The following is a 15,499-nucleotide window of genomic DNA, read 5'->3' as shown; positions in this document are numbered from 1 at the left end:
CCGGTTTTCCGCATCCTTTCCCCCAAGGCGAAAGTGCCCGCATGTCGACAGCCGAACCATGGACGATTGGCCGTCTCTTGAACTGGACGACCGAGTATCTCGAGTCGAAGGGAAGTGAAGAAGCTCGCCTGGAAGCTCAACTTCTGCTAGGACACGCGCTGAAGTGCCCGCGGATTCAGCTTTATGCCCGGTTCGAGGAAGTCGTCGACGAAGAGAAACGGGGCGCGTTCCGAGAGCTTGTTAAGCAGCGTGCGGCCGGTAAGCCGGTTGCCTATGTGCTGGGGACGAGTGAGTTCTACTCGATGGAATTCGCTGTGACCCCAGACGTGCTGATTCCGCGGCCTGAGACCGAGCACCTGGTGATTGAAACGCTCGATCTGCTCAAGCCTCGCTCTGGTGGCGACGGCATGCACGTGCTGGAGATCGGCACCGGAAGTGGCATCATCTCGGTAACGGTGGCCAAGCAGGCCCCCAAAGTGCATGTCACTGCGACCGATATCAGCGAAAAGGCTTTGGCGGTCGCGAAGCAAAACGCCGAGAAGCATGGCACCGCGGACCGAATCGAGTTCGTCTGCGGCGACCTCTTCGCAGCCGTGCCGGACGGAGCATTGTTTGACGTGATCGTCAGCAATCCGCCGTACATTGCTCAGTCAGAACGATCGATGATGGATGCCTCGGTGATCGCTCATGAGCCACACATTGCTTTGTTCGCCGAAGAAGAGGGAACTGCCATTCTACGGCGGATCTTGGAAGAGGCCCCTGCTTATTTGAAGCCAGGCGGAACGATTCTCTTGGAATTCAGTCCCATGATCGCCAAGCGTGTCGCGCAGATGGCTGAAGCAACGGGAAGCTACACCGGTGTTTCGATCGGCAAAGATCTCGCCAAGCATGATCGTTACTTAGTCGCAAAACGAGTCGGCTAAAGCGAGTTAGCCGCCGACGGTAACCACTTTCTCGCGGATCTGATACGTTGGGGGATCGATCGGCATGGGGCCTTGCCCTTCGTCGATGAACGTTCGGTTGCGACCGTTCTTTTTGGCCGTCCTGAGTGCCGTGATCGATCGTCCCAGTAGCTTGGGGATTGTATCGTCCGGCTTCATTTCGGTGACGCCGGCACTGATTTTCAGTTCTAGTTCTTCACCATCGTATTCAAAGAACGTCCCATCAACCGTCTGGCGAATTCGCTCCACCGCACTGGTCGCACCGCGAGGGCCGATGTCACCAAAGAAAAGCAGAAATCGTTGCCCTTCCAGTCGCATGGCATACTCGAAGCCACGGCTGGAACGCATCAACTCGCTCAGGTACTTGCCAAGTGAAGCGATGATTTGATCGCCCACTTCGGTACCAAGCCGTTCGTTCAGTTTGCGGAACGTGTCGATGTCGATAGCGGCGATGCTAAGTGAACGTTCGCGACGGATATCATCACGCCACCACTCGAACATTTGACATTCGAATCCGGTACGGTTCTTCAAACCGGTTAAGCCATCGAGTTTCATGCCCTTATCAACTGTGCCAAGCCGTTTCTCTGCTCGCAGCACAGTGACAATGGTTTCGGTCATCTTGTCGCGCAGGTCGTGGCAGAGATCAATCAACCGGGCAATCTCTAAAACCAATTTGCGGCAGACGTCGTTTAAGTTGTCTTGAAAATCAAGCTGCTGTAAGTTGCTGAGCGTGGTTTCGATTTGGGCTGTCTGCTCGAACAGCGTATCGCATAGCCGTCGACCGATGTCGGAATAAGCCCCGAGCCCTTCCTGGCTGCCGTCGAGATGCTGAGCTGCTTCGGCTTGTTTGTCGAGCCAGTCGATGTTGACGGCATCGAGTTCTTCCGCAATTTCGGTCAACGCGTCTTCTGTCGGTTGATACCAAGTTTCACGAAGCTTGTTTTCGATCGCTACCAACTTGGCGCGGTAGCGTCCCACTTCTAAACGCAAGACCTGTGCGGAAGCTTCAACAAGGCTGTTGGCAACAACACACTCCGCTTCAAGCACTGCGACATACTCGTACGGAATCGCTTCTTCCGGTGCTGGTTCCGGGGTCTTCGCTTTGCTGGCCGCTTTCGGCTGATCGGTGGGGGGCTTTTCGTCCAGATCGTCCAGGAATGCCTCAGCACTTTCGACGACGAGAATGTCTGGCTGCATTTCAATCAACTGCCGAACGCGCACGGCCGCGCAGAATCCGATCAACAGATTCACGCCGATCATCAGCAGTAGAAAAAGAAACATACACCTCGCCCCGGATCTAAAAACGTACCCATGCCAACCATCCGTTGGATGGGTCACGCAAAGGTAGATCACATTCTGCAGATGTCGAAACGAGGAGTAGGAAAATAGTCGGGTTATACCGAACCTTCTGTTTTTACCGGCAATTCCCCCCGGTAGACGCGCCGCCCAAACGGGTTGGCCCTCGGTACGAAGGGCTCGGCGTTCTCCTCTTGCTCGCAAGCCTTGGCCAAGCGAAAGATGTTTCCGTCTAATTCGTCGGCCCAATAAACCAGGTTCGCTTCCCAAGTCATGGGAGGTTTAGGGCTGCCGTTCTCGACGGTTCCTTGATGGCTGAGGAGAAGATGTTCGAGGCGTACCAGCCAAGGTTCGTCGATTTCTAGTTCGCGTGCCGTATCACGAATAAGATCTCGGCCCAGAACGATGTGCCCTACAAGTTCACCTGAGGTGGTGTACGCCGTATTACCGACTTCGGCATCGAGTTCTTCCAGCTTGCCGATGTCGTGCAAAAGTGCCCCGGCGATTGTCAGCTGCCTCGTTAAAGGATCGCGCAGAGAGGGATGCTGGCCTCGGTAAGTGTTTAGTAGGTACAGCACATTTTGGGTGACGCTATAGAGATGCTCGAGAAAGCCACCGCAATAGGCATGGTGATGATACACGGCCGCAGGCATCAACTCGATCCGCTCGCGATGTTGCTTGAAGATAGTGGTGACCAAGGCGTGTAGCTCAGGGATATCGATTTCGGCATCGATCATGTCTAACAGGCAATCAAACAGTTCCGCGCTGTCTGACTCGCCCGATGGTTGGCATGTCTTGGGATCGAAGCCATCTTTGTGGTCTTCTGGCTCGATCGGACGTAGAAGAGCGATGTCGATTTTGCCGCCGCGAATGGTTTCCTGAAAGGTTCCGCGGATCTTATAGAAGTGCCCTGTTTGCCACTCATCGCGACAAGCCAACTCGTGCTGAGAACCTTCCCAGATGGTCGCTGCGACGGTTCTTCCATCGTCACGGAATTCGAGGGCGTAAAAGGGACGTCCTTGCCGTGTCAGGCAGCGTTCCTTTTTGAAAAGCTGAGCGAAGAAGTCGCCCCCTTGTGCATGCTGAAGTTCGGAGAGTCGGCAAATCTGGCTCATCGATGCCCCCGTGAGTGATTTCCTGTCGATGGATGTCAGGTCCCATCTTAAGAGGGGGCAGGGCGGTCGCCAACTAAATTATTCGCCCTGGTACCGCTTTGACTCGCCTTGCAGTTCTTTCAGCTTGCTTTCGAGACGCTGACGCAGCTCAGTCATCAATGGATCTTCACCTTCTTTCGGACGCCGCTCGGTGCCGACGACAATGGGGTGATCGACATCGATGATCACGTGTAGATTGCCGTGAAACTTTACCGAGTCTTTTAGGTCTTCCTCGTAGCGTTCAACGGTTTCCAGCAAGCGGTCAACGCTGGGAAAGTCTCGAAGGTAATTGGGAATGTAGCAAGAGATTTGCTGGGCAACGTAGATATCTTCCAGTTGTAACCAGCGCCGCGAGCGTTCATCCGGCGAAAGCTTGCCTTCGACCATTTCCGGCAAGATGCGCGAACGTAGTGCTTTGATCCGAGGGAGGACGCTGCCTTGCGATTCCACGCGAAGCCACTCTTTTTCCAGTGGATGTAGGATTTGATCGATCAAGTCGGACGTGCGCGTCGAGAGATCCAGCCCGGACCGAGCCTGACCGGCGTAGCGAATTTCTTCGAGACAGAAGAGAGCTTCGCCCATCCGCTCGACACGATCGAGTAGCGTGAGTTCCTCGGAGGTTCGCCAACCCAGGCGGTGTTCGATCTCGTGAAGCACCGATCGGACGGTTGCGTCGATATCGCCTTTGAAGATGTACTTGATACCGACAGGATGAATGACCGTTTTGCCAAGTCCTTCTTTTTCTCTTCGCTTGGCAGCCGAGCGAGCGACGAACGCGACACCATCCAGCAGTGCGTGCAAATGATCGTTCGTACGCGTTGTCGAACCTTCGGGAAAAAGGACCAGGGGGCGGACTGCTTCAACCATGGCATCGACCGCCGTGGCGAGCGACTTTCGATCGACTCCTTCGCGGTAGATGCTGAATCCGCCCATCAACTGAATGGCAAAGGCTTTGAACCAGCCTTGGTTGAACAGATGCCAGCTTGCCATCGAGTAAAGATGGCAGTCGACTTCTCGCGCGAGAAAGCCAAGCACGAGAGGATCGGACATGCGGCAGTGATTGGGGGCCAGCAAGATCCCATGCTTGGCGTCAAACGACTTTTTCAGCCGTTCGCTATTGCGAACCTCGTGCGAAGTGACCCCTTCAAAGCGTTTCAGGTATTGCCCATACAGATTGAACTTCTGGATGAAGTCAGGCCAGAATGAACCCCGATGAGGAGGAACAAACCGGTAGGGCTTTTCAATGATGATGTTCTGCATAAGTTCGCGGAAACCGTTGGCATGATGCCGCGGCGGTTACTCGTCGGCGTATCCTTGGGGGTGCGACTGGTGCCAACGCCAGGCCGTCTCAATCGTTTCGCGGACATCCAAGTACTTCGGCTGCCACTCCAAGATTTTATGAGCCTGAGCCGGATTGGCTACCAGGGCAGGGGGATCTCCCTCGCGGCGAGGGCCAATTTCGGCAGGGATCTTGTGACCGGTGATGTCTCGACAAGCTTGGATGATCTCTTGCACGCTGTTTCCCCGTCCGGTGCCGAGGTTCAATTTCAAGCAGTTGTCTGGCGCAATCTTTTCCATCGCCGCAAGATGGGCGTCGGCCAAGTCGTCGACATGAATGTAATCGCGAACGCACGTGCCATCTTCGGTAGGGTAGTCATCGCCAAAGATGCTGATGGATTTTCGCTGTCCCAGGGCAACTTGCAAAACGAGCGGGATCAGGTGCGACTCAGGCATGTGGTCTTCGCCGATGTCTCCCTCAGGCGAAGCCCCAGCCGCATTGAAGTAGCGTAGTGCTGCGAACGCCATGTCATAGGCATGCGCGTAGTCCTGCAGGGCTTGTTCGATGGCCAGCTTGGTGAAGCCGTAAGGATTGACTGGACTTTGCGGGAAGCTTTCGTCAATTGGGGAGGAAGCTGGAATCCCATAGGTGGCACACGTGCTAGAGAAAACGATCCGCTTGACGTCCGCTGCACGCATTGAATCGAGCAAGCTGAGCGTGCCGGTAATGTTGTTGCGATAATACTTCGCCGGATTCGTAACCGATTCACCGACTAATGCAAACGCCGCGAAGTGAATGACTGAATCAATGTGGTACTCTTTCAGCGTAGCGGTCAGTTTCTCGCCATCGAGCAAGTCACCTTCGACGAGCGGCAGCTTCTCAACCGCACCGCGATGGCCTGCCGAGAGGTTGTCGTAGACGACGACTTCGTGGCCTGCCGCGGCAAGCTTTCTGGCAGTATGAGAGCCGATGTAACCAGCTCCGCCGGTGACGAGAACGCGCATCTTGTTTTCCTCGAATGCCTTAACGTGAATTGCCGTCGATCTTGTTTGCCGCGATTCTCGTGGATTCGGCCCTTACGATCAATACGACCCGAATCCTTGGCGGAAGCATGGGAAGCGTTTGCTGGTGTGCCGAAGAGATGAATACGAACCTTTCCTTCCCCCTTTAAGCTACCTAGGTTCCAAATGCCGCGAAAACTCAAACTGAAACTGAAGCGACCGTTGCCCCAACCGCCAGGGGAACGCACCGAGCGGCTGATCGCGTCGATGGTGACTTATCTGACGACCGAGTGTCACTTGTCGCCTAACACGATCCAAGCTTATTCGCGAGATTTACAACGGTTTCGGACATGGCTGGGGCCAAAAAATCCCACAACACTGACGATTGCCCAGCTTTCGGACTATGTTGCCTGGCTGCATTCGCAGAATTTGGCGCCAGCTTCGGTCTCGCGGCATATCATCTCGCTGAAGGTTTTCTTCCGTTACCTCCAGTTAGAAGGGGTGATGGAAGATAACTTGGCCGAGTTGCTAGGGTGTCAAAAGCTGTGGCAGAAGATACCGTCAGTCATTCCACCGTATCAGATCGACGACTTTTTAACGGCCCCCTGGAGTGAAGACCCTTATTGGCGACGCGATCGAGCCATTTTGGAAGTTCTGTACGCCTGCGGTTGTCGCGCGTCGGAAATTGCCGGACTCGATACGAAAGATGTCCACCTGAAGGAAGGTTTCTGCCGGCTGCATGGTAAAGGGAACAAGCAGCGCCTGGTGCCGTTAGGGGAAAAGGCGATCAATGCCTGTCGCGATTACCTGGAGAAGGAGCGACCGAAGCTGGCAGCTCGAGGCTTCGACTCGCCGGGCTTCTTTCTCACGCGAACTGGCCGACCGCTACGTCGCGAGGCGATTTGGGAGCTGGTAAAGAAGTACGCACGCCGTGCGGGAATCGATCCTGCGGTTAGTCCTCATACGCTGCGGCATAGTTTCGCTACGCATCTATTGGCGGGCGGGGCCGACTTGCGGCAAGTGCAAGAACTGCTGGGACATGCCAGCATCGCAACCACTCAGATTTACACGCACGTCGATCAGACTCGCCTAAAAAAAGTTCACGCCGCGTTTCATCCGCGAGCGTGAACTTTCGATGTTTCGAGATGGGAACCGGCGATCAGCCACCAGCTCCGGGAGCGAACTTAATCTTCTCGACAAGCTTCTGCACTTCGCCAGTCTTCGGGTCGATGCGGCCGGTCACCGCGGTGATGGCCCGAATGACGTAGTGGTATTGAAGCTGGTAGTCGGCATCGATTTCGATTTCCGATTCCTCTTGAAGCGAGCTCGGACCATCGGAAACACCAATCTGCTCGACGATTTGGTCTTGCAGCTTTGCGAACTTCTCTTGCACGCTACCGTCGAACGTGATGCTGTTCAATGCGACCGACTGCAACGCACCATTGGGACCGGCACGCAATTTCAACTTCATCGGAACGTTGAGGTTGGTGCTGGGAGCCCCTTGGGCGGCCTGAGGCATGTTGATGTTGAAGTCCCCTTCCATCGCGACGATTTTGAACGTCATGATAAAAAAGACGAGCAGCTGAAACACGATGTCGATCATCGGCGTCATCTGAACTTCGATCTTTTCTCGTCCGTGGACTTCGTTCTTGCGAAGTTTCATGAACCTAACCGTATTGCTTAGTAGGGAACTTTTTCTTTGGCCCTGAGAGCGAATTTCTCGAAGCCGACATCTTGGCAAAGCTTGATCATCTCTTGAACTTTGCCGGTCTCGACACGAGAGTCGCCACGCACGATCACCGTTACACTTTTTGAGCCGCCGTCCTTCGCCTTGAAGTCGTCCGCAATTTGCTTTTCAACAACAAGGCGTTGGCGAAGGCTTTCCATGGTGTAATCGTTGCCATCGAAATACACGTTGCCGTTTTGGTACATCTGCAGCGTGATGGCGTTCTCGAAAGGGACTTCCGGCGGCTTGGCCAGTTCACTTTCGGGAAGCTTGACTTCTTTGTTCTGATCGGCCTGCGTAAAGTTGATCAGCACCATAAAAAAGGCGATCAACTGAAACGTCATGTCGATCATGGGGGTCAAATCCCCTTCAAGCATCTCCCGATTTTTCTTTTTGATCTTCATTAGCTACATCTTTTCGCGAAAGAGATCAGACGGATGGGGAGAGCTTACTTGCCGACGTTTTGGAAACGGCTCATGAGGCCTTCACTGGTGATACCGACTTCCAAAGCCAGACGGTCGACACGGTTGCGAAGGATGTTGTAAGCGGCAATTGCTGGAATGGCCAAGGCCAGACCGACAAGCGTGGTGAACAGAGCGGTCGAAATACCATTGGCGAGCTTCGAGGCTTCTGGCGTCGAACCACTTTGAGCAATCACGCTAAAGGATCGAATCATGCCGTCGACCGTACCGAACAAGCCGATCATTGGGCTGAGCGTACCGATCAGGGCCAGGTAGCTAAGGCGATGATCGAGCTTCATGTTCTCTTCTTCGCCCACTTCCTGCATGGCTTCAATGGCTTTGTCGTAGCCGAGGGAAACCTTTTCCAGACCAGCCGAAAGCACTTTGCCGAGGAACGATTCGTCTTCCTTGGCCATGTCGTAGGCTTCTTGAACCTGGTTTTCTTCGAGACAAGCTTCGAAGCTTTCGACCAAGGCGAGTGGCACGACGTTTTCGCGGCGGGCATTCATGATGTTCATCACCAACAGGGCAACGAACACGATCGAGATCATCATGAAGATCCAGAAGTAATAGCTCAGCGAGGTGTAAACCCATTCAAAGAGCGACTTGGGAGGCTCGACGCCTGTTTCGCCTTCGTTGGCACCAGCGGCTGGTGCTTCTGCGGGGGCTTCCGCAGCTGGTTCGGCATCGCCACCGGCATCTTGAGCAGTGACGGCCTGGGTGGTCAGAAAAACACCCATCATCAAGGCCACAAGAGCCACGCAAAGGGAAAGGGAATACGCATGAGGTCGACGCAACATTGGGTTCTCCAGACTTTGGCTGATATCTGAGCTATGTCGTGGTTGATGGTTGAGCAATTGAAACGAATTCGACCGGCTCTTGTACACAGATTCTTACGAGAGAAGGTCAATAACGAGTAGCATTTCGACTAGAGGAGTTCGTATTCTAGTTGGGCGAAAACGCCTCGAAAAGCATCAGGACGGAGAGTTTGCCAGTGAATTCGGGCAAACTCTCCCTTTTAATCGCAGTAGCCAGGGGCTTTTATTGCCGGTTAGCCCAACTCGAGCCAGGATAACGTTCGTTCAACATGTTCCGCGCATCGGTGGCTTGGTCGGGATCGTTAATGTCTTTCCAAAGATTCGCCAAGTGATAGAGGGCTTCGGCGTGAATCTCGGGATCGGTATAGAACAGGATGTCGGTGTGCAGATAAGCCAACAAGGCTTCTTTCGGCTCGTTCTGCTTCAGATGACACATGCCCAGGGCGTTGTAGGCACGGCCAAACAGTTCCTTGTCGTCAGGGTCGGCATTTTCGACGACCTTCTGAGCCAGCGCGATACCTTCGGAAGCTTTTCCGGAAGAGGCCAACGCTTGGGCTTTGCCGACGGCGGCGAAGCTCTTTTGCCGAGCGGCCCCGGGAACCGTGGCATTCGTTGACAGGACGTCGTCGAAGTTACTGATCGCTTCCGCGGCTTTGTCCTGAGCCAGCAACGCACGGCCGGCTAAGACTTGAGCGGACATGCGGTAGTCTGGCCATGGGGCCGACTTGAGGCCGCCGTAATACTTGGCCGCCGAGGCGTAGTCACCACCACTGACCGCAAGATCGCCGAGCATGCGTGCGACTTCGTAGAAGTGGAAACTGTTCGGCGAGCTTGTGGCAAATCCGAGCAGTGCTTTGGAAGCCGCATCACGATCGCCAGAACCAGCGAGAGCCAGCTTGCCCATCGCATATGCTCGCAGGAAATTGATTTCCTGGCTTACCAGTTCGTTGTTGGCTGCTTCGACGCCTTGCAGCTTTTCAACGGCGTCGGCGAACTGACCGTTCTGGACCATACGGCGAGCCGTTTTGACATCGAATGGTTCCGCATCTAACGCGATCTCGACGATCTCGTTGGTTGGAATTTCGATGGGGCTGCCCCCTTTGCTCAGCTGAACGGCGTCCTTCGTTGCGCCCACGATCGTACCGGCTTGAGCTCCGCCTTCGGTACGAACGGTATCGGCCAGCAAGGGACCGCCGGCAACTAATGCCATGGCGAAGGCTTGGAAAAGAATCTGACGCATGTTTATTGCTCCTCGAATAGATCGATCATTTACGGGAATCATGGGGAAAAGGATGAGGCGATGGGGCTATTTTTTCTCGAGCCCTTTCGATTCGCCGGTCAGATCCTTTTGGATTTTTCGCATCAGCATATCGTACTTCTGGAACCACTCTTCACCGCCCAAGCTGGGGTCGAACGATTGGGTTGAAACGATATCTTTCGCCGCCGCGGCGAGGTACTGATCCTTCTTTTCTTTGCTCGATTGAGTCAAAGCAAAGTGGTATCGGCACTGGGCCAGGTAATAGCGGCACTCGAAGAACGTTTCGCGGAACGGCGAAGGATCGGCACCATCCTGGGCATACCGAGCGAGGACCGATTGCAAACGGCCCCAGCCCCAGATCGTGTTTCGCTTGGTTTCTGGATCTGGCTCGGCACCCATCAGCGATTGATAGAACGTCTTTGCGTCGCCACCATTCACGCCCCATAGGTAATAGGTCTTGGCGGCTTCGACTTGGACGTTGACCATCATGTTGCTTTCTTTCAGCACTTCGGTGAAGGTCGTGATCGCTTTTTCGTATTCGCCAAGCTCGCGCTGAGCCATAGCAATCCGGACGCGGACTTGCTGCACCAAAGCTGGATTAAGCGAACCGTTGTTGCCTTGGTCGATGATCCGCTGGTAGGCGGAAATCGCTTTCTGATAAAAGCTCTTCGTGTCGCCGGAGTAGCTTGGGTCTTCGGAAAAGCTTTGTCCCAGGTTATAGAATGTCTCTCCAACCCAGTTCAGTACGTTCGGTTCGCTGCTTGATTCCGCGACACGATTGAGGAACTGCTCGAACGCTTTCGCCAATGCCGCCTTTGAAGAAGGATCGGCGTTATCGAGCTGCGTTTTCAGGTCGTTCGCCAGCGAGATGTAGATGGCGACCAATTGTTTCTGGCTGTTGGCATCGCTGCCGACCAAGTTCTTCAGCTGGGCCATCGCTTTTTCCGCATTCGCCATCAGCGATTCGGTTTTGGCTGAATCTTGTGTGGTTGGCAAAGCGGAAATGTACGCTCGAACGGCGGCTTTGTAGATCAGCTGATCCACGCCAGGACGAGACGCGGCTGGGTTTTTGTTGTCGACCAACTTCATCAAACCAACTTTGGGCTTTTCAAGCAGCTGGACTGCTTTGTTCGGTTCGCCGATGTCGGTGTAGACTTGGGCAAGCGATAAAGCCCCGAGCACGTACGAGTAGTCAGGGTCGTCCCCTTGGTAGCTATCGACGCCAGACGAAAGGATGTCTTGTGTCTTCTGCTTGATGGCTGCGAGCTGCTGTTCCGTGGGTACTCCCATAGCATCTGGGTTGGTCTTTGCTTCACGACGTAGTGCGTTGCCACGCAGGAACAAGTTCCAGTAGGTTTGTCCCACTTTCAGCTGGGCATCCGCTTTGGCGGCGGTGCCGTCACCAATTTGGGCAACCGAACTTTCTGCCGCTTCGAGCATTGCTTTTTGCTCGTCCCAGGAAAGCTCTTTCGACGCGGCTTGTTGCAACTGGAAACCGATCAAAGCAAGTAGTGCCTGACCAGCTTCTTCCGAGTCAGGCCAGGTTTTTACCATGAAATCGGTCGTATTCTTCACGAGGCCAAGCTCGAACGCACGATTGTCGGCAGGTGCCGATTCAAACAATCGCAACGCACACGCCAACGCCATTTTGGCACATGGTTTAGCGCTGGCACTGTTCGGGTATCGCTGAGCCACAAACGAAGCACGTGCGTAGGTTTGCCAGTATTCTTCGTCTTGAAATCCTAGGAACGATAGGAAGTATTGAACGCCATTGATTTCGTTGGAAGGTGTCTCACGGTCGGCGAGCAGAAGTGCCTGTTGGAACTTCTCTTCTGCTTTAGCGAACGTTTCCTGAACAACTTTCTCGTCTGTTTCGATCTGAGCAGCAAGTTCCTTCTTGGCGGCCGGATCTTTCGTCGCTTGAAGGTCTGCTTGCATTTTCTTAAGAGCGAAACTTTGCGTATTGGCTTCCGTGATCAGGTCTCGGCCGGCCGTCACCGCTTCCTCAAAAGTTTTTGCCTCTGGGGAATCTTGAGCGACGGCATCTTCGCCTTGTAGAGCCGTACGGATCTCAAGAGCTTCTTTCTGAAACTCGCTTGGATACTTGGCGACGTCGACAGCCAACTTCAACGCTTCGCGGCGATTCTCGCCACGCTGCTTGTCTTTGTTGTCACGCCCGGCAGCATCCTTTTGATAGGCCTTCGCAACGATGAGCTTGATGTTCAGCCAATCCTCGTCTCGTTCCTGGTTGGCACGCAGCTGTTGGTCGGCCAGCCATGGAGCAATATCTTTGAGGACTTTGGCTTGCTCGTCCTGTGCCATCCAGATTTCAGCCAAACCGATAGCTGCTTTCAGCTTCACTTGGCGGAACTGTTCCGGTTGGTCACCCAGCAGCATCAAGTCGTCTGCATAGATAGAAATGGCTTCTTTGTTTTTGCCCAATGCTTGCTGAGCTTGCGCTTCGTAGAGTCGTGCATAGAGACCGGCCAGACGCGACTTGTACTTACTGTAGGTCTCGCCGAATTCCTTGGCAGCTTGCTCTAGCTGTTTCTTGCGATTGGCGTCGTCTTTCGGCAAAGTTTTGGCCATCTCGAACAAGCAGTTCGACGCCAATAGTTGCGTTTGGATGTAGGAAGCTCGTAGTTCATCACGCAAGGCGATCTTGCCTGAATCCTTGGACGGATCGAGCACTTTTGGCAGGGCCGTCAACGTTTCACGAATTTGTTTGTTGGCGTCTTCGTAAACTTTGCGAGCTTCGTCGTAATGCTTTCGAGCAGCGTCCAGGTAAGGCTTTTTGTCGGCTGGCTTTTCTTCTCGACGAGCTCGAGCGTCGGCCAGGCGAGCTTGATCAGAGAGGACATTGCCGCGCTGAATCGTCGCGTCGACTGCTCGATCACTTTGCGGATTAGCTTTGAGGAATTTGCCTAAATTTTCGGCGGCGGAAACCAACAACGCTTCTCGCGTATCAAGGTTCGGGCTGCGACGTGCCGCTTCGATCTGGGCGATCGCTTTGCGGTAATCGAGCGTCTTCTTGACGTCGTCCGAAAGGCCAGGGTTGTCGGCCATCGATTCGATGTACCAGATGGCTTGTTCGTGATAGCCACGCTGGAGTAGGCCGTTGAAGAATTCCTCGAATGGTTCTTTGGCATGAGCCTTTGGCGCGAGGGCCAATAAAAGTCCCGTGGCGAGCAATATCTGCTTGGTTATCCGCATTGATTTCATCCTCAAAGACAAGGCGAAACCTCGACCTGGACAAGAACTTCTCGGCGAGAACCGGTGCCGTGGGGCATGCTCGATTGGGATGACGAAAAGGTATTTGTCCGCACTGCCAAAGTCACAAGTCGCGACGTTAGCAATACCCAAAGAAGAGTCGGAGGAGGAGGTGCTGTTCCTTTTTCAAATTATCGGCCTGACCATGACGATTCAATGCAGGCCGCAATCGGTTGGATCATCATCCTGACCTAATCCTGCAGGCTCGGCAACAGGAGTTCCAATCTAGGATAGCTCGCATGTTGCTTCAGTGCAGGATTGAGGGAAGATGTCCAATTATCTAACTCGTCGGTCGTGTTGCCACGACGGCGTGAAAAGTACGAATTCTGATGCAAAGCGAGGCACTGCTCGGTGAGTTGTGCTGCCTGCAGAGATAAGGGAGTAGCTTGCCACGAGGGAGCAAACTGCAACCGGCTGATTTTCTGGGCCGACTTGTGGGCTTTGCCGTTATTGTCGTTCCAAGTCAATTCTACCGTGGCGATGTCGTTCTCTCCTTCTTCTGGAAGAACAACTTCAAATAGAAGCGTACCAGAATCGAGAGCATGCATCTCGCGTGTGTCGGAGGTGGACACAAAATCGCCACCCAAAGGCTGATATCCGATCAAACGATATTGAGCGACGCCTTTGGCGTTCCATTTCACTTGAACTTTGGCGTTCGAGCCGACGAGTGTCGGAGCCCCGTGAAGCTGTTGGCCAAAAAGGCGATTCAAGCGTCGGAGCGAGTGAGATACAACCCATTGCCCAAAACCGTCGACGGCGGCTGGCGGGGAAAGGATCGAGCCATAGCTTTCGTCTTCGAGCTGGACCCAGGTAAAATCAATCCCTTGCTGGGAAGCGTTTTCTACCAAGGGGCGAAGTTGCGCGTTGGTGGCCTGATCGAGTGCAGGAAAGCGATCGGAAAGCACAACCAACGGACGTCGTATGTCGCCGAAACCAGGTTTCGTCAGCGAAACAGCTGCGGCAAAACGAATTCCTTCGGCCAGATTGGCCAGTTCGCCTGACTCAATATTGTCCAACGCATCGAACCATTGGTCTCGATCTTCGCTTGTGGCATCCTCGGCTAAGACATATGGGATGTCGGACATGACGACCAGCGAGATCGTGTCATGGGGACGCAACTGCTCAATCAGCTCGCGTAGGGCAATCTTGACTGGGAGCCAAGTGCGTAGCGAATGTGCTTTTGACGAAGGAGGAGTGACGGCCACAGTCAAATGAACCGGGGACCGGTCCTCAGGATCGGCAGTTCCCGCGACTACACCCACTTGGAGCAGCTGAATGCCTGACCCTGCAAAAACGGCAGGACCGGCTGCGGTACGAAGTTCAATTTGATTAGGGCGTGCTGGAACGAAAAACTTACCGGTCGCGGCGAGCCATTCTTCTGAACGAGCATTTTCCAAGAGTTCGACCGACCAAGGTTTCTCCGAGAAAATTACGTTCTCGTAACTGGTTTGTGAGGCGGTTACGTCGACTTTCGTTGTACGCATCGCCGATTGCTGAGGTGAAGCGAAAGGATGGGTCGACTCACGTAGCAGGAAGTCGCGGTCGTAGGCTTTGGTTTCGGGGAAGAACGAAACCGAGGAAGCAGCAGGCGAAAGCAACTGAGGGTGACCGTGCAGCGACGCAACCGTTGGGTTCGCACCCAAGGGACGCCATCGCATCAGAAAGGTATTGGCCAACAGGTCGCTGGGAAGTTCTTCCGAGAGTGACTTGAACTGCGTCTCCGGAGTTTCAGTGACCAGTGGAGATGACAACGAAACTTCGGTGAAAACAGGCGTTGCCGGTTCGCTATTGGCTAATTCGTTCCACAACGCAAGCTCTGTATTTTGCGCGATCTGTTCGTTTGTTAGACCAAGCCATTCGAGTTCCATCGTTCGTTCGGCGACCGAGTTCGCATCTGGGATGATGGGGGCCGGATCTTGCTGGGCAAGCGAAGAATCACGATTCATCTGCCAAAGCCACCCAATGCCCAGGGCGGCAACAATGGCTGCGGCGGTTGCCCACAACGCAAACGACCGCTTGGCGGGGGCTTTCCGATCGGAAGCACTTCTTTCACGTATCGAACGTGTCACTAGCGGCTGAGAAGTGGCAATCTCGTGAAGCTGCTGCGTGAGCCCTGCTGGAATTTCCACTGCCGACAATTCACGATCGAGGGCCGCGTCGATCTCAGCGGCCTCAGGGATCTCCTTAAGCCGAGCAACGAGATCTGCCGAGACAGGGATGTCTCGCAGTTGTCGGTCAAGTTCACGATCTCGGTCGGATGAATTCACGGTGGAACGAAGGAAATAAAGTGCTAGT

At 54.2% G+C, this 15,499-nt stretch carries 12 protein-coding genes; 2 read left to right on the top strand and 10 right to left on the bottom strand.

Annotated elements, in window-relative coordinates; translation table 11 throughout:
- Window positions 1-41 precede the first annotated feature (41 nt).
- Window positions 42-923, top strand: a complete 882-nt coding sequence (gene prmC, locus LA756_RS10055; RefSeq protein WP_224439744.1) for a peptide chain release factor N(5)-glutamine methyltransferase — start codon at window positions 42-44, stop codon at window positions 921-923.
- 6 nt (window positions 924-929) lie between these two features.
- On the opposite strand, the gene LA756_RS10050 is transcribed toward prmC, so the two are convergent.
- The 4 genes from LA756_RS10050 to galE all read right to left on the bottom strand — a co-directional run bounded on the left by LA756_RS10050 (window position 930) and on the right by galE (window position 5,674).
- The gene (locus LA756_RS10050) at window positions 930-2,222 is read right to left on the bottom strand and encodes a GGDEF domain-containing protein (RefSeq protein WP_224439743.1); all 1,293 of its coding nucleotides are present in this window, start codon (window positions 2,220-2,222) and stop codon (window positions 930-932) included.
- Window positions 2,223-2,335: 113 nt separating this feature from the next.
- Window positions 2,336-3,352 (bottom strand): 3'-5' exoribonuclease YhaM family protein, encoded by a 1,017-nt coding sequence (locus LA756_RS10045; RefSeq protein ID WP_224439742.1) that lies wholly within the window; start codon window positions 3,350-3,352, stop codon window positions 2,336-2,338.
- Window positions 3,353-3,430: 78 nt separating this feature from the next.
- Window positions 3,431-4,651, bottom strand: a complete 1,221-nt coding sequence (locus LA756_RS10040) for a 1-acyl-sn-glycerol-3-phosphate acyltransferase (RefSeq protein WP_224439741.1) — start codon at window positions 4,649-4,651, stop codon at window positions 3,431-3,433.
- A 36-nt stretch (window positions 4,652-4,687) separates the two neighbouring features.
- Window positions 4,688-5,674 carry a UDP-glucose 4-epimerase GalE gene (gene galE / locus LA756_RS10035; RefSeq protein ID WP_224439740.1) on the bottom strand — a complete coding sequence of 329 codons (987 nt, stop codon included), beginning with the start codon at window positions 5,672-5,674 and terminating at the stop codon, window positions 4,688-4,690.
- 183 nt (window positions 5,675-5,857) lie between these two features.
- On the opposite strand from galE, the gene xerD reads away from it, so the two are divergent.
- On the top strand, window positions 5,858-6,799 hold the full coding sequence (xerD, locus tag LA756_RS10030; protein WP_224439739.1) for a site-specific tyrosine recombinase XerD: 942 nt from the start codon (window positions 5,858-5,860) through the stop codon (window positions 6,797-6,799).
- A 31-nt stretch (window positions 6,800-6,830) separates the two neighbouring features.
- On the opposite strand, the gene LA756_RS10025 is transcribed toward xerD, so the two are convergent.
- The 6 genes from LA756_RS10025 to LA756_RS10000 form a co-directional block, all read right to left on the bottom strand.
- Window positions 6,831-7,334 carry a biopolymer transporter ExbD gene (locus tag LA756_RS10025; protein WP_224439738.1) on the bottom strand — a complete coding sequence of 168 codons (504 nt, stop codon included), beginning with the start codon at window positions 7,332-7,334 and terminating at the stop codon, window positions 6,831-6,833.
- Between the two features lie 17 nt (window positions 7,335-7,351).
- Window positions 7,352-7,801, bottom strand: coding sequence for a biopolymer transporter ExbD (locus LA756_RS10020; RefSeq protein ID WP_224439737.1), 450 nt, complete (start codon window positions 7,799-7,801; stop codon window positions 7,352-7,354).
- A 44-nt stretch (window positions 7,802-7,845) separates the two neighbouring features.
- Window positions 7,846-8,658 (bottom strand): MotA/TolQ/ExbB proton channel family protein, encoded by an 813-nt coding sequence (locus tag LA756_RS10015; RefSeq protein ID WP_224439736.1) that lies wholly within the window; start codon window positions 8,656-8,658, stop codon window positions 7,846-7,848.
- 241 nt (window positions 8,659-8,899) lie between these two features.
- Window positions 8,900-9,916, bottom strand: a complete 1,017-nt coding sequence (locus tag LA756_RS10010) for a lipopolysaccharide assembly protein LapB (RefSeq protein WP_224439735.1) — start codon at window positions 9,914-9,916, stop codon at window positions 8,900-8,902.
- Window positions 9,917-9,982: 66 nt separating this feature from the next.
- Window positions 9,983-13,147, bottom strand: a complete 3,165-nt coding sequence (locus LA756_RS10005) for a hypothetical protein (RefSeq protein ID WP_224439734.1) — start codon at window positions 13,145-13,147, stop codon at window positions 9,983-9,985.
- Between the two features lie 248 nt (window positions 13,148-13,395).
- Window positions 13,396-15,471, bottom strand: a complete 2,076-nt coding sequence (locus LA756_RS10000; protein ID WP_224439733.1) for a YfbK domain-containing protein — start codon at window positions 15,469-15,471, stop codon at window positions 13,396-13,398.
- Window positions 15,472-15,499 lie beyond the last annotated feature (28 nt).

It is taken from the genome of Bremerella sp. TYQ1, assembly GCF_020150455.1.
GTDB lineage: Bacteria > Planctomycetota > Planctomycetia > Pirellulales > Pirellulaceae > Bremerella > Bremerella volcania_A.
This window is presented reverse-complemented; position numbering and strand designations above follow the sequence as displayed.